Genomic DNA, 21,238 nt, shown 5'->3' with positions numbered 1-21,238 from the left:
GAAAGGATATAGGTTTTGATCGGTTTTTGTTCAGTTGTATGGGTCTTAGCAATATTCATTGCCGGTTTATAAAACCGAAACTTTGTCCGATTGATCAAATGTCATTCAGTTGTAAAGTCATTTTTTTTTAGGCAGTCAACCCACATTTTTTGTTGTGGGTGTTAGCGACTCATTTCCTTTTTTCTTTACATCTAAAGCCATTTCATAAACATACTCCTGACCTCCATCTTGATTATCATAATCTATCAAGCTTGAATATTTAATTACCAACACAATATCCTTTCTCTGGGCTCGAACCTGTTTGATAATTCTTTCAGATTCTTTCTCAGATTTTCGATATTTCTTTATCAATTGTTCTTTAGTCAACATATACAATGGCTCCTTTTGCTGAGAGTGTAAGAAATATTCATTTTGAGTGAAGGTCCATTTATCGTCCCACCAAATATCCTCATCGATTGCTTTTAGGTTTATTAACTCAGATATAGATTTAGCTTTCGTTCCATTTCTTTCAAAGTAGATTTCATTAATCGCAGCAGGACCTTGGCCATAGTTTATAAGAATTAATCCTGTTTTTTCCTTCCACCCAGTCCTATATGCATGAAGAACCGGTCTTAATTGAGCGCGATTAACCGCTTTTTGTTCTTCAATCTGAGTTTCTAGAATATTTCTTGTTCTAATATTATTCCTTGCAGTAATAATAAGCAGTCCAAGAGCAACGAGAACAGAAATGAGCGAAACAATCATACCTACGTAGTTATTCTCTGTCCGTTCAATTCTCTCGACTCTTTCTACTATTTCACTACTACTTTTTTCAATTAAAGAAATTCTATTTTGAATCGAGTCAGTAATTATCTGAAGTTCATTTGGGCTCGGGATGCCTTGTGTATGTTTTGCAGTTACAGATGTTACAAGAAAGGAAATTGATAAGATGATTAATATTTTCTTCATTTTAATATGTTTTCAACTAGTTTATTATCGACTTTAAATCCAGAAATAAAAACATCCGACCAAAGGAAATACAGAAGATTCAATTGCGATTATATCCAGACCTAAACTCCCTTAAAAATATACTTTTCTTTCCACTTAAACCCCTAATCCCCAATCCCATCTTCTCTCAATAAATCCGCAGATGATTTACAAAGGGAATTATAGAAGCTCCTTCCTGATTAACATAGCCCCATTAAGCGGCATCACACAAACTACCAGCTACCAACTACTCCATACCTCTCATTAAAGCCGAACCTTTCCTACCTTTAGCAGGTTATTTCCCAAAACATATTTCCATGAAACGCATCCTCCTGTCCTTCCTCGCTCTCGGCTTATTGGCTAGTTGTAATCAGAATAGCGAGACGGCTCTTAAAAGTGAAAAACTGGCTTTAAATGAGGCTAGCAATAAGGTAGAAGCTGAAAGTCCCTCCTTCTACGATTTTACGGTGACCGATCTCAATGGTGAGCAATTCAGTTTTTCCCAATTAAAAGGGAAAAGAGTATTGATTGTAAATACCGCTAGTAAATGTGGTTTTACCCCGCAATACGAAGATCTACAAGCCTTATACGAAAAGCATGGCGGTGAGAAATTCACCATTATTGGTTTCCCTTGCAATCAGTTTGGAAAGCAAGAGCCGGGCACCAATGAGGAGATCGCTAGTTTCTGCCAGAAGAACTATGGTGTGAGCTTCCCCATGATGGATAAAATTGATGTGAAAGGCGATGAGCAAGCACCCATCTACCATTGGCTAACCGACAAGGAACTAAATGGCGTGGATGATGCCAGGGTGAGCTGGAACTTCAATAAATTTTTAATCGATGAAAATGGAAAGTGGATTGCCCATCATGGCAGTCGCACCAATCCCCTGGATGAAGAAATTGTGGCCTTTGCCATGGGTAAATAAATTTCGATTCCAAACAAAATTCAAAAGCCTCTCTTCAGAGGCTTTTTTTATGGACCTTCATATCGATTTGAACTTTAAGGCGTTATTGATTTTACTAAACCTCGCTAATGTCAAACATCCAATCCTTAGGCTTGCTTAGCCTAGCCCTGCTATTTAGCGCTTGCTCTCACAAGCCCAGTCTCGAAGAACTGCAAAACTTTGCCGCTACCGAGCAATTTCCCGAAGATCAATTTCTGGCCCAGGAAAGCCATAAAAAGGCCCTTATTATTGTGGCTCACGACGATGATGATTGCGCCATGTCGGGAACCATCGCCAAGCTCACTGCTGCCGGCTGGACCATCCAGCAAATGAGTTTTCAAATCCATTTAATGCCTGGGAAGAAGGAAAATGCCGCTTCTATTATCTGTGCCGGCAATCTGCCTATTGTGGACGATGGAATCTATCGCAAGGGATTAGATACTATGCAAAATCCCTATCTGCCTCTTCCCTACGCGGAAATCGCCCCTCAGTTTTACCAGGAGAAAATTACGGCGGCCCTGATCCAAAAGGTTAATGAATTTAAACCCAGCGCCATTTTCACCTTAGACAATGTAAAAGGTGGCTATGGACATCCGGAGCATATTTATATCAGTCAATTGGTGCTCGATCTCTTCCAGGCCGGAAAATTAGATTGCCAGCGCATCTACCAATCCGTTTTTACCGATCATATGGAACGTGAAATCGTGGATACCTGGCTTAAAGCGAAAATGGAAAAATACGGCTATCCCAATCCCAGTGAGATTGCCAATGAAATGTACGGCATAGAAGGCATGCCCGCTCCCAATGTGCAAATCGACATTCAGGCCCAAGCCCAAAGCAAAATGGCCTATTTACGCGCCTACCCTGAGAATGTGAAGCGTAACCTGCGCAAATTCCTTCCTTATTACGAAGACTTTAAGGCCGAGGAATATTTCAAAATCTTTCACCACGAATATTTCCGGGTGATTGAATCCTAAATCCGGGCCTTCCCCTAAATTAGGCCTATGAATGCAGTGGAAGAATACATTGCCGCTTTTCCCGCCGAGGTACAGGAGCGGCTGCATCAAATCCGCAATTTGATCTTGAAAGAAGCAGCGCAGGCCGAGGAAAAAATCGCCTATGGCATGCCCGCCTACAAAACTTTTGGTAAGCCGCTTATTTATTTTGCCGGCTATAAAAAGCATATTGGACTATACGCTACCCCCAGTGGACATGCCGCTTTCGAAAAAGAGCTATCCTCCTACAAACAAGGTAAAGGATCGGTTCAATTTCCTTTGGATCAAGAGCTACCTCTGGATTTAATAGCAAGTATTATCCGCTTTCGCCTGAAGGAAAATCAAAGTAAAGCCAAAGCTTAAAATTCATGGCCATAAGCCGAAAACGCATCTTTTCAATTTTGGTGATTCTACTGCTTTTAAGCGGGATGGGCTGGCATATCTTGAAAAATATGGAAGAAGGTCCTATAACAATTCTGGACTACAGCTATCAATTGGAAGAAGAAAAAGACAGTCTGGATCTCAGCTATATCTTTTGGGCCTGCGCCTGTGCCAATTGGCTGGAAGTAACGAAGTTTCCCAAAACTGAAAATGAAGAAATCCAGGCAGAAAATTGTCTTTTTATTGAAGCGGCCTCAGCGCAAAATCTTTTGCCGGATTCCCTCCAAAATTCCCAGCAAGCCATTCGCTTTTATGGAAGCTTTTATCAGCACCCAGGTATATCGCGTGATTATGAAAAGCCCACTTCCCAAAAGCCCGAGGCCGCAAGGGTTTTTCGATATGATAGTTTTAAAATCGTCCTTCCCCAAACAGAAGTCTTATGGGATAGTAGCTATGTTATTAGGGAGGATTCCTTTCAGCTTTCCTTCCTTAAAAAGGATAAGCAGGAATACCTCCGCATTCTAAAAAACCAGAATGACCGACTAATGCTTTCCATTGATGGAATCCTTCACCAGCTTTCCATAGAAGATATCAATCAGGACCACTATCCAGACCTGCTTATTTGGCAAATCCAAAATTCAATTTGGGCTGATCTTTACCTCTACGATACCCAATTGGGCCAATACCATCGTGTAGAAGCTTTCGAAAAATTCCCTGAGCCCAAATTGCTAAAGCTTGGCTATCCCTATTTCTACTCTTATGCTGCTACGGGCTGCGCAGATATAAATTGGGAAAGTGTACTATTTAAAGTGAGTGATTATCACTGTCAGGAATTCGCCAGGATTTCGGCCGACTGTTGCGATGCGGCAGGAAATGAGCAATCCTGTATCCGCTTAATTTCAGCTTCCAATAGGCTCATTCGCAAATTCCACACGGATTCGATAGCTGCCTTTGATGATGATAAAAGGGGCTTCACTGAGCATATTTGGAATACTGAGTTCCAGCAATTCAGCATGGACTAAGTCAAAGTAGCACTGAAGGCAAGCCTTAGCACCTTACCTTTGCCCTTCATGAAAAGCATTAGCAAGATTGTAGTCCTCAATTTTAAACTGGAATGGTCGGAGCGCCGCTCCTATTTTTCCCTCTTGATCTATGTGCTTTCTACCGTTTACCTCAGTAATCTGGTTTTTAAGGAGCAATTATCCGTGCAAAGCTGGAATGCCTTTTTCTGGGTCATCTTTCTCTTTGCCGCCGTGCAAGCCGCCTACCGTAGTTTTAGCTATGAGGCCGATCAACGCTTTCTACTTTATTATGGCTGGCTAAAACCGGAGCATCTTATCCTCGGGAAAATCGCCTATAACTTTATCTACCTCTGGATTTTAGCCCTTTGCACCACCGCCGTTTTTGGCTTCTTTGCTGGCTTTCCCATCAAAGATCCCTGGGCCTTTATTACGATTTTGAGTTTATCTGCCCTCGGCTTTAGCGCCATCCTCACTTTAGTGGCGGGTATATCAGCCAAAGCGGGAAATAATCCGGCTCTACCCGCCATTCTGAGCATCCCCCTGCTCTACCCTCAAATCCTCACTTTAAGCCATTTAAGTGAGCGCAGTTTAACCGGATTTGACTGGGAAATAAATGCCCGATTGATTCTAGTTATCGCCTTACTGGCATTGGTCTCGCTCCTATTGGCCTTCCTCTTATTTCCCTACCTTTGGCGCGATTAAAATCGGCTATGAAAGGCATTTGGTGGAAAGCGATTGGCGTAGCATTAGTGCTCTATTCCATTATTCAAGGACTACTCGGTCCGGTTCCGGCTTTAAATGTGCTCAATGAAACCATTCGGGTTTTGTATTTCCACGTTCCCATGTGGTTTTCTATGATTCTGATGCTCTTGCTCAGCCTTATTTACAGCATTAAAACCTTAAGGGGAAATCTTAAATGGGATATCTATGCGGAGCAATTCGCGCGGACCGCATTTCTGCTCGCCCTTTTAGGCCTTACAACCGGAATGGTCTGGGCCCGCTTTACCTGGGGTGCCTTTTGGACCAATGATCCCAAATTGCAGGGTACCGCGGTGACCATTCTTACCTATTTAGCCTATTTCATTCTGCGGAATTCCGTGGAAGATCCGCATAAACGCAGTCGCCTGGCGGGGGTCTACAATATTTTCGCCTTTGTGATGATGATTGTCTTTATTGGCATACTTCCTCGCATTACCGACAGTCTGCATCCCGGTATGGGCGGCAATCCCGGTTTTAATGAATACGATTTAGACGATAATATGCGAAGGGTCTTTTATCCGGCCGTTGTAGGCTGGATGCTCATGGGACTTTGGATTAGCTCCCTTAGTATTCGCATCCAAAAATTGAATTATGCGCAAGAAAATTAATCTTCTGGCAGTCTTTCTTTTGCCCTTCTTCCTGCAGGCGCAAAATGCAAAACCGGAAATGGCCGAGTTCTTTCGCTCCAACGGAAAGATCTATGTGGTCGTAGCTATTATGTCGATCATTTTCCTGGGAGTGGTGTTCTATTTAGTTCACCTCGACCGTAAGATCAACAAACTGAAAAAGTCCTTATGAAACGTACGCATATTGCGCTCATCATAATTATTGCCGTAGCCATGGGCGCCATTATGGTGAGCCTGGGTGATGCTTCTACCTATGTAAACTTTGAACAAGCCGAAAGAAATCCCGGTACCAAATACACGGTAATTGGCTATTTGGATAAGGAGGCCGCCATGAATTACGATGCGCAGGCCAATCGCTTCAGCTTTGGAGCCATAGATAAAAATGGCTCCAAGCAAAAAGTGATCTACCATCAGCCCAAGCCTCAGGATTTTGAGCGTAGTGAAGAAATTACCATGAAAGGCTTCGCTACCGACAGCGCTTTTATCGCTGAAGAAATTCTGATGAAGTGCCCCAGCAAGTACAATGAAAAGAATGAAATGGCTGGAAATCAAAACAGCTACGTGAATTAAGCTTTTGGATGGAATACATTGGCGAACACCTCCTCCCCGGCTTTATCGGCCGCCTTTCTGTTAGTACGGCTTTTGTAAGTGCCTTGGTGGCGATGGTCGCCTACTACCTTAATGCCCGCAACGAAAATGCCGGCTACCGCAAAATTGCCCGTTATTCCTTTGGCTTGCATAGCCTTGCCACCCTTGGCATTGTTTTGAGCCTCTTTTACTTATTGCTCAACCATTATTTCGAATACGATTACGTTTGGAAGCACTCCTCCCTAAACCTGGAACCCCGCTTTGTTTTTAGTGCTTTTTGGGAAGGTCAGGAAGGCAGCTTTATCCTGTGGCTTTTTTGGAATGCCCTTTTAGGTCTCATCCTGATGATTAAGGCCAAGGATTGGGAAAACCACAGCATGATGGTCTTCTCAGCCGTGCAGGCTTTTATCGCTTCCATGGTTTTAGGGGTTTACCCTTTAGGCTTAAAAATTGGCAGCAGTCCTTTTGTATTGATGCGGGAAACCGCCGAAAATATCGGACTACCCTGGACGCAATTAGCGAATTACCTGGAGCGCTTTCCTGCCTTTATGGATGGTACCGGATTAAATCCCTTGCTCCAAAACTATTGGATGACCATTCATCCACCTACCCTCTTCCTGGGCTTTGCCTCTACCTTGGTTCCCTTTGCCTTGGCCATGGCGGCCTTAATTAAAGGCGATTTTAAATCCTGGGTAAAACCTGCCCTGCCCTGGGCTTTCTTTAGTGTGGGCATTTTAGGTCTAGGTATTTTAATGGGAGGTGCCTGGGCTTACGAAGCTTTAAGCTTTGGCGGATTCTGGGCCTGGGACCCGGTAGAAAATTCATCCTTGGTGCCCTGGATAGTTATGACCGGTGCAGCCCACCTATTATTGATTTACCGCAATAAGCGCGCGGGCCTCAGTGCTGCTTTTATCATGAGCCTGCTCAGCTTTATCCTTATCCTCTATTCTACCTTCCTTACCCGCAGCGGAATTTTAGGCGATTCCTCCGTGCACTCCTTTGTGGATTTAGGCCTGAGTGGTCAGCTATTAATCTACCTCCTCTTTTTCAGTGTCTTGGCCCTGGGTCTTTTCCTATGGCGCTATAAAAAGATCCCTAAAAGCAAGAGCGATGATGATCTGAGCTCCCGCGAATTCTGGATGTTTATTGGTAGCCTGATTCTTTTTATCTCCGCCTTCCAAATCATTTTTAGCACCTCGCTACCGGTGATCAATAAACTGATTGGCCCCGAAGGTTTAATTCCCATCCTCAGCGAAAACAAGGCGCCCCACTTAGATCCTATTGCCCATTACCACAGCTGGCAATTGCCCTTTGCTTTGGTGATCGCCATCTTAATGGCCATTGGTCAATTCCTACGCTATGGCAAAACCTCCAGTAAGGTATTCTGGCGCGGCATTAGCATTTCTTTAATCCTCAGCATTGCTCTGGCTTCCTATACCGCACAGGTCTATTATCTCTGGTCGGAGCCCCTCTATTTAGCTTTGCTCTACAGCGGAATTTTTGCGGTATTCTCCAACCTTTGGTATTGGCTCATTTCCGGAAAAGCTAATTGGAGCTTTGCCGGTAGTTCGGTGGCTCATATCGGTTTCGCCCTTATCTTGGTAGGTGCCCTTATCTCCAATGGACGCAAGCAGGTGATTAGTCGCAGTCAGGTTTTCACCGAGAATCAGGCGGCTAATGAGAATATCCAAATGTTGCAAGGCGACAGTTTAAAACTGGGTCCCTATACCGGCGTTTACGAAGGCGTGGAAATGGAAGGCCAAAAACAGTTTTACAAAGTATCCTACTTCAATAATCCCGGGGATAGCGAGCCACTCTTCCAACTGAGACCCTTCCTACAGTTTAGTGATCAAATGGGGCCCAATCCCAATCCGGATACCAAGCATTATTGGAATTACGACATTTATACCCACATCACCTATTCCTCCGAATTGGAAGTGGCCAGCCCCGATGGTTTTGGCAATGAGGCAGAAGTAAGTTTAGGTAAGGGAGACACTGCCATTTACGAAGGTCATTTCGTGGTGCTCGACAGTACCCTGGCCAATTTCGTAGGTAATGAAGAACGCCAGGAAATATTAGCCGGTAAGCTCACGGCACATCTAAGGTTAATCAATCCTATGGGCACCGAATTCCCCATTCAACCTGCCTTTGTGGTAGAAAACGATTTTAAGGAATTCCGCGATACAGTATTAGCGATGCAAGGCTTCAAATTTCGCTTTGAGGATGTAGATCCGGATAAGAACGAAATTCAGATTCGCGCCTGGACCAAAGTGGATCCAATTGAAAAGCCTTATATCGTGCAAAAGGCCATCGTTTTCCCCATGATCAATATCCTTTGGATGGGATCGATCCTGATGGTTGTGGGCAGCTTTATCGCCGTTTGGCAACGGATAAAACGATCTTAGTCGTAAAAGCGGTTAATGGTAATCGGTCCGGTGGAACGTACTTCCACTCCGCATTGCACCACATAGTAATAAGTGCCATCCGGTAAGGGATTGCCATCCTGATCGGTACCAAACCAATCATTACTGTAGGCATCGTCGCTATATACCTCTGCTCCCCAGCGATTCATGATATGCAGACCGCAATTGCCGGAAGGATTGATATAGCTGATATCGAAAAAGTCATTGATGCCATCTCCATTAGGGGTAATGATATTATAGACGGCAGCGTCCAAATCATCACTGATATAAACCCAAAGCGAATCTTTGCCCTTACATCCGTATTGGTCGGTTAAAATCAAATAGACCATCACCGTATCATCGCGCTCCCTGAAACGAAAAGTTGGATTACGCGAAAAGGGATTATCAATTTCAATCGGACTGCTGGCATACCAATAATAATCGGCGCCGTAATTAGCATGCAAGCGCAATTCAGAACCCCGCTCAATGGCGGTATCCGGACCGGCCTCGGCAAATACATTACCGCGCACAATGTCTATGGTGTCCACAACTTCCTGGGAGCAACTATCCCAGTATAAGGTCAATTTCACCGGCTTAGGACCGGGCTGAGTCCAGCTTATTCCAAAGGCATTCCGACCGCTAACCGTAGGAATCAAAGCATCGGCACCAAATTCCCATTCATAGCGGGTATTGGGTTTAATATTGGTTCCGGTTGCTTCAAATCGCAAACCTTGCACTTCGTAGCAGGGCACCCCATCCCATAAAAAGTCGGCCTGTACCGGTTCCGTTACTTTAAAAGGTGCAAAGGTGGTATCGCTGCAAGTTTCTCCCGGATTGGCAATAAGGGTAACGTAATAGGTTCCCGGTGCCGGATAGGTATAAGTGGGGTTGGCCAGGCTACTGGTATCTCTATTCGTATTGAGGTCTCCGAAATTCCAAAGCAAACCATTGGGATTATTGGTTTCGCTTTCAAATTGTACCGTCAGCCCATCGCATAATATGGTAGGATCTTCAAGGGGCGTGCGCATATCGCTAATTACATTCTGAGTACACTGGGTTACCGCAAATTGATAATCGAGGCGCACGGTGCTTAGTATTTGTCCATCGCGCCATTCGGTAATACAAATACCGGCCACATAAACTCCAATTTGATTCGCCGTACCGCGCAGCTGCCCGGTGCGCGGGTTAATAGTAAAATTGGTGGAAGCCGGAATGGGATTCGCAAAGGTTTGAGGCGAAGCAAAAGTTAAAGGGGTGAAAGGAGGAGGACAAGGAGGATTAGGAACTACTGCAAAGCAATTGCCCCCACCGCCCCCGGCATTACCCCCACCGGCAAAAATCTGGCAAAGATCATAGCTAATCGAATCGCCATCAGCCTCTGTTACTTGTAAATTGATAGTCGCCGGACGGTTTAAGCAGAGCACATTATCAGGTGGACTCACAATATGCGGAGCACTGTTACAGGTGGTATCCATGCTGGGGACACGAATGGAATAGGTATTTCCAAAACTCCCGGGATTATTCACATTACCAATAATGGCATTGCGGCAACAACGCTGATGCACTATGGTATAGCCTCCAACTACTGGCGGCAAAGTAACCGTATCCACATAATCGGCATACTCGACACAAAGGTTAGCAGGCACCGAAACACAGGGATCACTGGAAAGACTATTATTCAAAGAAATAATTTGACCGCGGGGAATGGATAAGGTGCGAATCAATTGATTATTAATATCGTAAATGGCCACATTGGCATTGCCATCAAAGGCGGCACCACCGCCGGCACAATCGCGGTAAACGCGCAAGGAAACGGTATAAAGATTATTCCCCTGACAACTATAGGTGATTTCGCCACCAATAAGGTGAGCGGCTTTTAAAGAGCTGACAGAGAGCAGCAACAGGACCAATAGAAATCCGGTACGTTCTAATAACTTCATTTAGGCAGGGTTAGGGATCGTGAAGATAGGATTATTTTTAAGCGTGAGGAAGAGCCCCGTCCAATGCGTACTTTTGAGCTATGATTCACAAAATCGCCATCATTGGAAACGGAAAGGTAGGCACATTCCTGGCGAAGGCCTTTGCCAAAATGGGCCTGGATGTGAGTGTTTACGCGCGAAATCCTAAATCTGCTTCTCAAAAAAAGCTCAGTGAATTAGGTGATGATTCCGACCTCTGTATTATCTGTATTGCCGATCGAAACATTGCGGAGCTCACCAAATGTATACCGGCCCAAAAAGGCATTATAGCCCATAGTTCGGGTACGGTTCCTTTAGAAGCCCTGGATAGTCGCCATCCTAATCGTGGCATTTTCTACCCCTTAATGAGCTTACAGGCCCACAGCGATTTAGATATTAAAACTATTCCCTTTTGTTTAGAAGCTTCGGCTGATACGACCCTCCGGGATTTGAAAAGCTGGGCCCAGGCTTTGGAGCTCACCTATTATGAGATCAACAGTAAAAAGCGCAAGCAATTACATCTGGCGGCGGTCATTAGCCATAATTTCAGCAATTTCCTCTACCATTGGGCCTGGCAAGAACTTACTAAAGTTGATATCGACTTTAAAATTCTTAAACCCCTTTTAGCACAGCAGGTTAATAGCCTGAATAGCAAAGATCCTTTACTCCAACAAACCGGTCCGGCGGTACGTGGTGATCAAAGCACCATTATGGCCCACCAGGAACTCTTGGAAAATCCGGAACTTGCAGACCTTTATCAAAAGCTTAGTACCCTCATTCAAAAGAGCAATGAAGAAAAATTATAAGGAACTCCTCCACCCTATTAAAGCCTTTATCTTCGATATGGACGGCGTTCTGAATAGTGGAAACCTGGCCATTGGTCAGGATGGCAAACCCATCCGCAATCTCAATAGCAAAGACAGTTATGCCATCCAACTGGCCGTTCGCAAAGGTTATAAAGTGGGCCTCATTTCCGGTGGTTCCTGCGCGGGCATTAAAACCCGACTACAAGGCTTAGGCCTAACCGATATTTACATGAGTATCCCCCATAAGTTGGAAGCTTGGAACGACTTTTTAGCGGTCTATGAGCATGAAGGCTTGCAGCCGGAGAACATCCTTTATATGGGAGACGATATTCCGGATATTCCCGTTCTCAAGGAAGCTGGTGTAGCTTGCTGCCCCCAAAATGGAGTGCCCGAGGTCCGCCAATTGGTAGATTATGTTTCGCCCCATTTAGGCGGCGATGGCTGTGCTCGCGATGTGATTGAACAATGCCTCAAGGTGCAGGATAACTGGATGCTGGAAGACGATTTTAGATGGTAAAAATTCTTCGACTGATACGTTGGCCCAATTTGCTGATGATCGTATTTATTCAATACCTCATCCGCTTTAGCTTTACCGAAGCCCTTAATATGCCCCATGCCCTGGATCATTGGTATTATGCTTTGGGGGTTCTCTGCTCAGTACTTTTAGCGGCCGGTGGTTATATCGTAAACGATCTTTTCGATCTGGAAACGGATACCACCAATAAACCCAAACGCATTACTATTGGCAAGGGCATAAGTGAAGATAGGGCCTGGTACCTCTATTTTAGCTCGGTGATTCTGGCTGCAGTGTGTGCCTATTTTTTAGCTCATCAGGTAGCATTGGAAGGCCTTTGGCTTATTGCACCCCTGGCCTCTCTGCTGCTCTACCTTTATGCTACCAATTTTAAGAAACGTCCTTTAATCGGAAATATATTGGTTTCGCTACTTAGCGCCATGCCCGTGTTTTTGGTGGCTGTTTTTGATCTTCTTCCAGCGGCTACCGAAGAAAACGCTGAAATGGTACAACAAGGATTTCGGGTCTTAATGTACTATGCGGCCTTTGCCTTTTGGCTTACGCTGATTCGAGAAATCGTAAAAGATATGGAAGATCGCAAGGGCGATACCATGGCTGGCTATCAAACCCTGGCCATCATTATGCCTGAGCGCGGATTAAAAGCTGTGCTCATCGTTTTAATTGCCATTGCCTTAGCCCCTATTATTTGGTACGCTCAGGATTTGTTAAGCATGGGCGGGAATTTAAGCTCTGCACTTTATATCCTACTGGCGGTGGCATTACCATTGGTTTTTATAGGCTTTCGCCTGATGCGTGCCAGTGTTGCCTCGGACTTTCATCGCATTAGTAGCTTCACAAAAATTGTGATGCTTTTGGGCATCCTTAGCATGCCTTTCTTCACCCTTTCATTATTGTATCAATGGCCTTAAAATGGCAAGAAAGCCCCATTTTACTGGGATCGCAATCACCACGCAGGGCGCAATTACTAAAGGATCTGGGACTTAGCTTCCGGCAGTGTAAAGCGGATTTGGAAGAAGTATATCCAGCCGAACTTAAGGCCGGAGCCATCGCAGAGTTTTTAGCCGAAGCCAAAGCTGATGTCTTATCTGCCGAAAGGCAAGCCCACGAAATATTGATTTGCTCCGATACCGTAGTTTGGAATAAGGGACAATCGCTGGGAAAAGCCGCCAATCGCGAAGAAGCTTTGGCCATGTTAGCCGCCCTCTCCGGGGGTGAGCACGAGGTTATTACCGGAGTTTGCTGCATTGCCCCCGAAGGGAAAACGGTGTTTTCGGATATCTGCAAAGTACGCTTCCGCGTGATGGATCAAGCGGAAATGGAATACTATGTAGATACTTATAAACCCTATGATAAGGCCGGTGCCTATGGTATTCAGGAGTGGATTGGCCTGGCCGCCATTGAAGCTATTGAAGGTTCCTTTTTTACGGTTATGGGTCTACCCAGCCATCGAATCGTAAACTACCTGAAAGAGCGCTCTTAAGAATGCCGCTTTTTTCGTATTATGGCCGGCCTTAATACGCACTATGGATCAAAAAGCGCCTCTCGGACTCGCCCTCATCCCCATTCTCTTTCTTATCAGTTTACTGGCTATAAATGTGCTGGGGGTTTTTGGCGATTCTGCATTGGACGGATCCAACCAAATGATCCTGATTCTCAGTGGTGCCGTGGCCGGCCTAATTGGAATTATACGCGGTACCAGTTTCGATGATCTTATTGAAGGCATTGCCCATTCGATAAAATCCACCACCGGAGCCTTAATTATCCTCTTGTTGATTGGCTCCCTCGCTGGCGCCTGGATGATTAGCGGGGTTATTCCGGCCATGATTTATTACGGTTTAAAAATTCTGAGTCCCGGAATTTTCCTTCCCGCCACCGCTATTATCTGTGCCTTAATCTCCCTGGCTACCGGCAGTAGTTGGGGTACCAGTGCTACGGTAGGTATTGCCCTGATTGGTATTGGTCAGGCCCTGGGAATGAACGAAGCCATGGTTGCCGGGGCCGTAGTTTCCGGTGCTTATTTTGGCGATAAGCTCTCTCCCTTGTCTGATACCACCAATCTAGCACCAGCTATGGCTGGTACCGATCTCTTCACCCATATTAAGTACATGCTGTATACCACTATTCCATCCTTTACCATTGCCCTGATTGCCTTTGCTATTATGGGTTTTATGCAGGATGGACAGGGTAGCATTGCCGAGATTGATCCCCTCTTATTGGAACTGGAGCAAACCTTTAATTTAAGTCCCTGGCTCTTTCTGGTGCCAGCCTTAGTTATTGTTTTAATTGTGCGTAAAATGCCGGCCCTCCCCGCTATCTTAATTGGTGCCTTAGCAGGCTTATTGGCTGCATTAATATTCCAATACGATTTACTGGTATCTCTGGCCGATTCCAATAGCGCAAAGGAGATCTATAAAATTCTAATGAATGCTTTAACCGTAGATGTGAGCATTCCTGCCCAACATTCCATTTTGGTGGAACTCCTAAATTCATCGGGTATGGCGGGCATGCTCAATACTGTTTGGTTGATTATTGCCGCTATGATCTTTGGGGGTGCCATGGAGGCCTGTGGTTTTTTACAGAGTTTATCGGCTGCCCTATTACGCCTGGCCAAAGGGGTATTCTCCCTGATTGCCACCACCTTCGCCACCAGCTTTGTGGTGAATTTTACGGCCAGCGATCAATACCTGGCTATTGTAATCCCCGGTCGCATGTATGCCGATGCCTATAAAAAACAAGGCTTAGCGCCCGAAAACCTCAGTCGAACCCTGGAAGACAGTGGCACCGTAACCTCGGTACTTATTCCCTGGAATACCTGTGGTGCCTATCAAAGTGGCGTTTTAGGAGTAGATACCGCGGCCTATGCACCTTATGCGGTCTTCAATTACCTTAGCCCCATTATGACCTTAATTGTAGCGGGAATAGGTTATAAGATTCGTCGCTTGGTAGCGCCAAAAGAAGCGGCTTAATCGACACGAATACCATAAATACTGCCATCGGTATACTCCTGCAGCAAATCGCTTTTAGACCAATAAATTAAGCTGTCTGAGTGATTTTCCAGCTTCTCAATTTGATAGAGCCTGGTCATTTTTCGAGAACTTAATTCTAAGGGGCGCAGCAGCACCGTATCCTTCGATACCGATTCTATATAATAGCTGGAATAGCCACCACCTGGCACTCTATAGCGCAGGTAATAACCCATTTCCGGATTCTTGATTTTTTCCAAATCGGCGGCATTTGAATTTTGAATCACCGGTATCATTATCGCGATGAAAATCGCCAAAACAAATAAGCCACTGAACTGCCATAGCGGGGCCCGATGTTTCCCTTTTAAATTCATCAAACGCACTTGTTCCGAATCTCGCAGACTTTTAAGTTTAATCTTGCTTCCACAATTCAAGCATCTTAGGCTGAGCTTCTTTCTAAAAGCAAGAGTAGGAATCCAAAAGATGCGCAAATGTTTCCTGCTCACTTCAAGCTCTACCCCTTCTTCCTTATCAGAACAATGCGGGCATTGAATACCGTGATCTATATCTGTATAAATACTATACTTGCGAATTCCCCAGATTATCATAAGGTTCTTTTTATTGCTTCTTACCGATAACTAAAGTATTGGTTTCCTTCACCTTCTCCATCCGTGTCCAATGCAAATCGCCGGCTGCTTGCAGGGCATGGTAAAATTCATATTCCGCTGCTTCCGGCATTAATTGGATGCCCAGATTAATCAAAATTTGGCCTTGGTTACTGAGTCCTTTTATGAGTAATTGAGCCCAGTCGGCAGTCAGAAACTGTGCGGGTATATTTCGATCGATAAAAAGATCGCAAATCACTAAATCGTAGGTCATTGAGTTTTGCTGCATAAAGGCCAGGGCATCCGCCTGATGGATCTTGAGCCTGGAATCCGCACAAATTCCAAATTCGCGGCAAGCAATAGCAATAGCCACGGGATCGAGCTCCACTGCATCTATCTCGCCTTGAAAATCAAATTTTGTACGCAGGGATTCGACTACGCTCCCTCCTCCTAAACCTAAAAGCAATACCCTTTGGACTGATGTTAAATCGATATGCTCCAATCCACGCTCGAGAATTTCCTGCAAGGAACCAAAGGAATAATTCGCTTCCGGAGAATCGAGCATCACTTGCCCATCGATATAGTTTAACTCCAGTCGCCCGCTTAATTCAGAGGAATAGCTCTTTCGTAAAGGCCAAAGAAAACTCAACCAATATCTCCAGTTCTTCTTCATGGATAGAAATATTAGTGAGACTTTTTCCGCACCCTACTCAAATCCAATAGGTTTAAGGCATTGCCTCCCAAACCTTCTATGCTATTGGGGTAAAAGCGCAATACCTGATCGTAGTAAAGCGGAATAATGGGGGCCTCATCCATCACCAGTGAATCCATTTGCTGATAGAGCTTTATGCGCAAGCTATCATTGGCAGTGCGTGAAGCGGCTTCATATAATGAATCGAAAGTAGCGCTGCTATAGCGACTGTAATTAGGTCCATTGGGTGCCTGATTAGGGCTGTAAAAAAGCGAGAGATAGTTTTCCGCATCGGGATAGTCAGCAATCCAACTGGCGCGGAAAAATGGACTCTTGCCAGTGGCCATCGCCTGTCTTAAGGTACTGGGTGGATTTAGCTCCACTTTAATCCGAATTCCTCTTTTGGCCGCTTCGCCTTGCAGGTATTCACATAAATCCAAATAGGAACTATTGGTTTGCAATCGCAATTCGGGTAAGCCTTTACCTCCCGGATAACCCGCCGCTGCCAATAAGGAATCCACCTTCTCCGGTTGATAGCTATAACCATAATTAGCGCTAGAGTCATAGGCCGGCAATCCTTTGGGAATCATCCCTTGCTCGGCAGCAGTGCCCACATTATTGCGAAGGAAGCGCATCATCTTACGACGGTCGAAACAGTAATTCAAGGCCTGACGTAATTCTTTGATTTGCCAGTACTGCGTTTCTGGCAAGCCCGCTTTGGGGTCCATTAAAAAGGCTAAATACTCCGTATTGAGATAAGGCTGACGATATAGGCTAAAGCCCTCCTGATATTTGGCGCGCAATTCACCTTCCGGACTCAATAACTCATCTTTATAGGAAGCATCCAAGCCAGAGAGGAAATCCAAATTGCCCTTTAGAAATTCCAAAAAGGCACTTTGCTTATCGCTAATAAAGTCTACCGCCACCGCTTCCAGATAGGGCAAAGAATTTCCTTCTTCATCCTTCTGATAATAGGCTTTGTTCTTTCTCAGAACCAGCTTTTCATTTTCCAGCCAAATCTTAAAATAGAAAGGGCCGGTTCCTACCGGATGCTGACTAAACTCTGATCCATAATAGGCAATGGCTTCCTGAGGTACCACTGAGCAATACTTCATGCTTAGAATACCTAAGAAGGGAGCAAAAGGCTTTTGCAGATGAATATCAATTTGATAGTCACCATTTACCTTAATCGAATCCACTAAATTCAAAACCCATGAGCCGGGGGCCGCTAATTGTGGATCACGCAAACGGTTGAGGGAATACAGTACATCGGAGGCTTTAAGCTCTCGGGTACTATCTTCCCCAAAGCAGGCATTGGGATGGAAATAGACATTGGGGCGGAGCTGAAAACGATACAAGCGACCGCTGTCCAAGACTTCCCAAGATTCGGCTAAATCGGCTTGTACTTGTAATTGATCGTCCATGCGCACCAGGCCGTTAAACAACTGATGGCAAGCCCAAATATTAGCTTGATTCCTGGCAAAGGCCGGATCCAAACTACTGATTCCCGCCGCTTCATTATAGCGGAAAACCGTATTAAGGTCACGCTCCGGTGGTCCGCCACAAGCGCCTAAAATCAGAGCGAAAATTATGATTGATGCTTTGCGCATTAAAAAGTGTAGCGTAATCGATAATTGCCAATCGTTCCTCCCGACCAGCTTGGTAAGGCCAGGCCAAATAAATTGCTCAGTCCTCCTTGCATATGCCAGTGTCGGTTGATTTTCCAGTCTAAACCTAAATCCCAGGAAAGACCATTAAATCCGCCATAGGCCAGACCGGTATTGACCTTAAACTTCTTCCAGCGATAGCCGTATCCTACCGCTGTTCTGGGAATCCAATTGGGTAAATGTATATACTCCAGATCCGCATAAGCAAATTGCTTCTTAAAATGATAGCGATAATTGAATTGCAGTCTAAAGGGGAGCATTTTCCATTTGGCAGCTCTACTGCCTCCAACCACTCCATCAGATAGGGAGTCGATTAAGTTGTTGAAGGAACCTTCTGATAGATCAAAGAGGTTCCCCAAATTGATACCCTCGAAGCTAAAGCTCGAATCGCGATCAATCTGCAGCCAATCCGGCATATTAACCGCACCTAAATCATAGGCCGCCAAACTAAATTCATGATTACCGAAGCGCTCGTGAGTTTCTAGATTTAAAGCTAAACCCCAACCATTAATGGAATAGGCGGTAGTAGCTCCACTCTGTCCAAAATGATAGGCTCCGGCAAAGTCGATATTAGAACCATCCGGCGCGGTAGTTAAGCTAGCTTGCCCGGTACTGTGGTCATCTAAGGTATGCATCGACACCAGCGATAAGCCTACTGAAACCGGGAGGGTATCGATTAAAAAACTGTATTGATAACCGATGCCAGAGTAAAACCAGGATTGATAATTAAAATCACTGATATCTTGGGCCTCTCCTGCGGTAGCACGATTCCCATAGAGAAAGAGTCGTACAAGGTCCGGACTCATTGCCAGACTATTATAAGAACGATTATAGATAAAAATGGCATTCTGAGGCCTATCCAAATAAGGGGCCTTATAGGCTTCTGTTTTTTCCCTTTCGAAGGCCAATCGAAAATCCCAACTTTGAATGGAGCCCAAACTGAGGCCATCGCCAGAGGCGGCCGACATCATTTCCGCCTTTTCGGAATCATCCACAAAGTCACCGTAAAAGAACTCTAACAATTGTGCAGTAGACCACTGCATACTAGCCCCACCTTGCACTGTACTCATTTCTAAATAGGGCCTTTGCAGGTATTTAAAGCGGGCTGGAATTTGAATATTTAGGTCCTTCTGGCTGCTATCGGTTTGCGCTTGCAGGGATAGGCCCAAGCCCAGAAGCAATAGAATTAAACTCTTTTTCATCCTCCTTTGTCAGTAGATAAGCGGAAGTCAGCTATCAATTGTAAATCCAGGTAATTATCTGAATAAATCTTTACCATTCCACTTTGCGGATCAGTATTGAAGCTGGTTTTAAAAATCATGAAGTGGGTATTCTGTAAAGAACGAAGCTTGGAACCCTGAATGCTGTATTTCACGGTGCTGGATTTAGGTCCAACACTCCGTTGATTAGCATCCACATCGGCCGCTGCAACGGCATCCGAACTAAAAAGGGTATCGATAGGAATACCGCCATTATTAAAGAGTACGATATCTACATTGGCCTGAAAGGGAAAAGAATTCTCGGCCTTCAAAATCAAATCGCCACCTTTCATGCGCCAGTCCTTATCTACGGAGATATATTCGAAATCCATGGTATCCTGGAGGGCAATATCATTCAAGCTTAAATGCAAGGGAATTACCGCCTGTAAATTGGCTTCGATTCCATAATTGGTATTTAAGAACTGATCAAAAATGGGACTGGGTGTAGAGCCATTCATATAGGCCTCCATGGCAAAGTCCATATGCGTAGGGAAAATTTCGACCAAATCCTGAATATTACTGCTGTTCTTATCCAAATTCACGGTCAGTCTACCGGGAACAGGTAGTGCACCAGGACTAGGCTCGGTAGCTCGATCCAGATTAAAATTATAGGCTAACTGATTCCAGGTTAAGTTGCGCGTTTGATCATCATTGCGGGAGCTTAAATTCAGAATCTTAAAATTGAAGGGAGCCCCAATATAGTTTTCTATCTCTAGCTGCAATTGCACATCATCCAATTCGATACTACCTGAAAAGAATTCAGAAACCGATTCCAATTCCACCTGATCATCACCAATAATGGTATCATATCCCAAGAAGCCATAACCACGGTCGGCAATCAGATTTTTAATTCCGGTTTTTACATAAACACTGTCTTGTAAGGAGAGGCTAATAATGCGGCCGGTACTATCTATACTGCCAATAAAGGTGGTGTAGAAGGTATTGTGAATATTGGCCGAATTAGGCATTCCTTGAAGGTCGAGGGTATAGTTACGAACCGGAATTTCCACGTATTCATTTACCACCTGCCCATTGGCTGCGGCGGGAATCACTCGCAAAAACTGAAGGATGCTACCATTATTGGTAGCGCCGGGTAAGATATAGGAGAGGTTGATACTATCGTTGATGGTGCTATAGGCATCCATATAAATATCTCCTTCGGAAACATGCACAGAAGTCAATAAGGCCGAAGGCGGATAAATAAAGGCCTCCCCTGTTTCATTAAATAAATCCTGAGCCGGGAATACGGCCGTGGCCGAAACCGGATCCAGTTTATCCAAGGTTACCTGTAAATCCAAAGCATCGGAAGTATCGACCAATACAGTACCACTGCCACTTCCGGGCGAATCCAAATTAATTAAAGAAGCTTGAAGATTTCCTTCTATCAAGAAATTATTAATCAATTGAATAGAGTCGTAATGCACGGCTCCACTTGGCAAACTAGCCAAGGTGTTTTGCACGATATAAGAACCGGCATTTACATTTTGGATACCATACTGAAGGTTGGTAATATCAATGGGGAAATTATTTTGGATGCGCAGGACCAACCAGCCATTTCGCAAAATCATACTTTGGAAATAATCTGTGGCATCGATATTAAAATTGCTGGGCCCTACATTGGAAATAGGAGGAATATTCTGCTGAGTTCCATTGGCCGCAACCAATAAGGCTCCTTGCAAGCCCATTTGCATGGCGATTTGCCCTAAGGAAATTCGATTGTGAATGGTACGAGCGCCCAGGGTAATGTTTTGCAATTTGGCCGTATTCTCAAACTCCTCATTAAAAGGAGGGGCAATTTCGCCGGGCTTTAAACTGGCCAGGTTCTCGCGTAGGACAATTTGCAGCTGCCCATCGGCACTACTTTGCAGAGTGGAATCTAAATCGGTTAAATCGCGAATATCTACTCGCGTTTTTAAAATGGGAACCAGGGCATCTACCTCCCAATCTGCCGGCTGAATTTCAGGCCTGCAGCCAACCAGAACCCCAAGTCCAATTAAAAAACAGAGTAGGGTAAAGTTCTTCAAGGGCTTTATTTTGTGGCAATTTACAAAATGCACCCTAGCCTTGAGAG

At 44.8% G+C, this 21,238-nt stretch carries 21 protein-coding genes; 14 read left to right on the top strand and 7 right to left on the bottom strand.

Annotated features, from left to right (window positions below; all coding sequences use genetic code 11):
• Positions 1 to 135 precede the first annotated feature (135 nt).
• Positions 136 to 948 carry a hypothetical protein gene (locus ACO05P_RS02540; protein WP_421753220.1) on the bottom strand — a complete coding sequence of 271 codons (813 nt, stop codon included), beginning with the start codon at positions 946 to 948 and terminating at the stop codon, positions 136 to 138.
• Positions 949 to 1,283: 335 nt separating this feature from the next.
• On the opposite strand from ACO05P_RS02540, the gene ACO05P_RS02535 reads away from it, so the two are divergent.
• The 9 genes from ACO05P_RS02535 to ccsA (ACO05P_RS02495) all read left to right on the top strand — a co-directional run bounded on the left by ACO05P_RS02535 (position 1,284) and on the right by ccsA (ACO05P_RS02495) (position 8,686).
• Positions 1,284 to 1,892, top strand: coding sequence for a glutathione peroxidase (locus tag ACO05P_RS02535; protein ID WP_421753219.1), 609 nt, complete (start codon positions 1,284 to 1,286; stop codon positions 1,890 to 1,892).
• A gap of 107 nt (positions 1,893 to 1,999) precedes the next feature.
• Entirely contained in the window at positions 2,000 to 2,887 is an 888-nt protein-coding gene (locus tag ACO05P_RS02530; protein ID WP_421753218.1) for a PIG-L deacetylase family protein, read from the top strand.
• A 27-nt stretch (positions 2,888 to 2,914) separates the two neighbouring features.
• Entirely contained in the window at positions 2,915 to 3,268 is a 354-nt protein-coding gene (locus ACO05P_RS02525; RefSeq protein ID WP_421753217.1) for an iron chaperone, read from the top strand.
• A gap of 5 nt (positions 3,269 to 3,273) precedes the next feature.
• Positions 3,274 to 4,308, top strand: coding sequence for a hypothetical protein (locus ACO05P_RS02520; RefSeq protein ID WP_421753216.1), 1,035 nt, complete (start codon positions 3,274 to 3,276; stop codon positions 4,306 to 4,308).
• 48 nt (positions 4,309 to 4,356) lie between these two features.
• Positions 4,357 to 5,010, top strand: coding sequence for a heme exporter protein CcmB (locus ACO05P_RS02515; RefSeq protein WP_421753215.1), 654 nt, complete (start codon positions 4,357 to 4,359; stop codon positions 5,008 to 5,010).
• Positions 5,011 to 5,018: 8 nt separating this feature from the next.
• Complete coding sequence (gene ccsA / locus ACO05P_RS02510) at positions 5,019 to 5,675, top strand: cytochrome c biogenesis protein CcsA (protein WP_421753214.1); 657 nt, start codon at positions 5,019 to 5,021, stop codon at positions 5,673 to 5,675.
• Complete coding sequence (locus ACO05P_RS02505) at positions 5,659 to 5,865, top strand: CcmD family protein (RefSeq protein ID WP_421753213.1); 207 nt, start codon at positions 5,659 to 5,661, stop codon at positions 5,863 to 5,865. The genes ccsA (ACO05P_RS02510) and ACO05P_RS02505 overlap by 17 nt, the downstream gene beginning before the upstream one ends.
• A complete protein-coding gene (locus ACO05P_RS02500) occupies positions 5,862 to 6,263 on the top strand; it encodes a cytochrome c maturation protein CcmE (RefSeq protein ID WP_421753212.1) in 402 nt (133 codons plus the stop codon). The genes ACO05P_RS02505 and ACO05P_RS02500 overlap by 4 nt, the downstream gene beginning before the upstream one ends.
• An 8-nt stretch (positions 6,264 to 6,271) precedes the next feature.
• Positions 6,272 to 8,686, top strand: coding sequence for a cytochrome c biogenesis protein CcsA (gene ccsA, locus ACO05P_RS02495; RefSeq protein WP_421753211.1), 2,415 nt, complete (start codon positions 6,272 to 6,274; stop codon positions 8,684 to 8,686).
• On the opposite strand, the gene ACO05P_RS02490 is transcribed toward ccsA (ACO05P_RS02495), so the two are convergent.
• A complete protein-coding gene (locus ACO05P_RS02490) occupies positions 8,683 to 10,623 on the bottom strand; it encodes a gliding motility-associated C-terminal domain-containing protein (protein ID WP_421753210.1) in 1,941 nt (646 codons plus the stop codon). The genes ccsA (ACO05P_RS02495) and ACO05P_RS02490 overlap by 4 nt on opposite strands.
• A gap of 80 nt (positions 10,624 to 10,703) precedes the next feature.
• On the opposite strand from ACO05P_RS02490, the gene ACO05P_RS02485 reads away from it, so the two are divergent.
• Genes ACO05P_RS02485 through nhaC form a run of 5 tightly spaced genes read left to right on the top strand, consistent with a single transcriptional unit; the run spans position 10,704 to position 14,948 of the window.
• Positions 10,704 to 11,447, top strand: a complete 744-nt coding sequence (locus ACO05P_RS02485; protein ID WP_421753209.1) for a Rossmann-like and DUF2520 domain-containing protein — start codon at positions 10,704 to 10,706, stop codon at positions 11,445 to 11,447.
• Positions 11,431 to 11,964, top strand: a complete 534-nt coding sequence (locus tag ACO05P_RS02480) for a KdsC family phosphatase (RefSeq protein WP_421753208.1) — start codon at positions 11,431 to 11,433, stop codon at positions 11,962 to 11,964. Before ACO05P_RS02485 ends, ACO05P_RS02480 begins: the two co-directional genes overlap by 17 nt.
• A 35-nt stretch (positions 11,965 to 11,999) precedes the next feature.
• Complete coding sequence (locus ACO05P_RS02475) at positions 12,000 to 12,890, top strand: geranylgeranylglycerol-phosphate geranylgeranyltransferase (RefSeq protein ID WP_421753207.1); 891 nt, start codon at positions 12,000 to 12,002, stop codon at positions 12,888 to 12,890.
• Positions 12,881 to 13,462 carry a Maf family nucleotide pyrophosphatase gene (locus tag ACO05P_RS02470; protein ID WP_421753206.1) on the top strand — a complete coding sequence of 194 codons (582 nt, stop codon included), beginning with the start codon at positions 12,881 to 12,883 and terminating at the stop codon, positions 13,460 to 13,462. Before ACO05P_RS02475 ends, ACO05P_RS02470 begins: the two co-directional genes overlap by 10 nt.
• Positions 13,463 to 13,505: 43 nt before the next feature.
• Entirely contained in the window at positions 13,506 to 14,948 is a 1,443-nt protein-coding gene (nhaC, locus tag ACO05P_RS02465) for a Na+/H+ antiporter NhaC (RefSeq protein ID WP_421753205.1), read from the top strand.
• On the opposite strand, the gene ACO05P_RS02460 is transcribed toward nhaC, so the two are convergent.
• The 5 genes from ACO05P_RS02460 to ACO05P_RS02440 are packed head-to-tail and all read right to left on the bottom strand — an operon-like array spanning position 14,945 to position 21,191.
• A complete protein-coding gene (locus ACO05P_RS02460; RefSeq protein ID WP_421753204.1) occupies positions 14,945 to 15,553 on the bottom strand; it encodes a hypothetical protein in 609 nt (202 codons plus the stop codon). The two genes, nhaC and ACO05P_RS02460, sit on opposite strands and share 4 nt — an antisense overlap.
• A gap of 10 nt (positions 15,554 to 15,563) precedes the next feature.
• A complete protein-coding gene (locus tag ACO05P_RS02455; RefSeq protein ID WP_421753203.1) occupies positions 15,564 to 16,223 on the bottom strand; it encodes a spermidine synthase in 660 nt (219 codons plus the stop codon).
• Between the two features lie 11 nt (positions 16,224 to 16,234).
• Entirely contained in the window at positions 16,235 to 17,851 is a 1,617-nt protein-coding gene (locus ACO05P_RS02450; RefSeq protein ID WP_421753202.1) for an ABC transporter substrate-binding protein, read from the bottom strand.
• The gene (locus tag ACO05P_RS02445) at positions 17,851 to 19,110 is read right to left on the bottom strand and encodes a hypothetical protein (RefSeq protein ID WP_421753201.1); all 1,260 of its coding nucleotides are present in this window, start codon (positions 19,108 to 19,110) and stop codon (positions 17,851 to 17,853) included. Before ACO05P_RS02445 ends, ACO05P_RS02450 begins: the two co-directional genes overlap by 1 nt.
• On the bottom strand, positions 19,107 to 21,191 hold the full coding sequence (locus ACO05P_RS02440; protein WP_421753200.1) for a hypothetical protein: 2,085 nt from the start codon (positions 21,189 to 21,191) through the stop codon (positions 19,107 to 19,109). The genes ACO05P_RS02445 and ACO05P_RS02440 overlap by 4 nt, the downstream gene beginning before the upstream one ends.
• Between the last annotated feature and the right edge of the window lie 47 nt (positions 21,192 to 21,238).

The organism is Croceimicrobium sp., from assembly GCF_965228705.1.
Classification (GTDB): Bacteria; Bacteroidota; Bacteroidia; order Flavobacteriales; family Schleiferiaceae; genus Croceimicrobium.
This window is presented reverse-complemented; position numbering and strand designations above follow the sequence as displayed.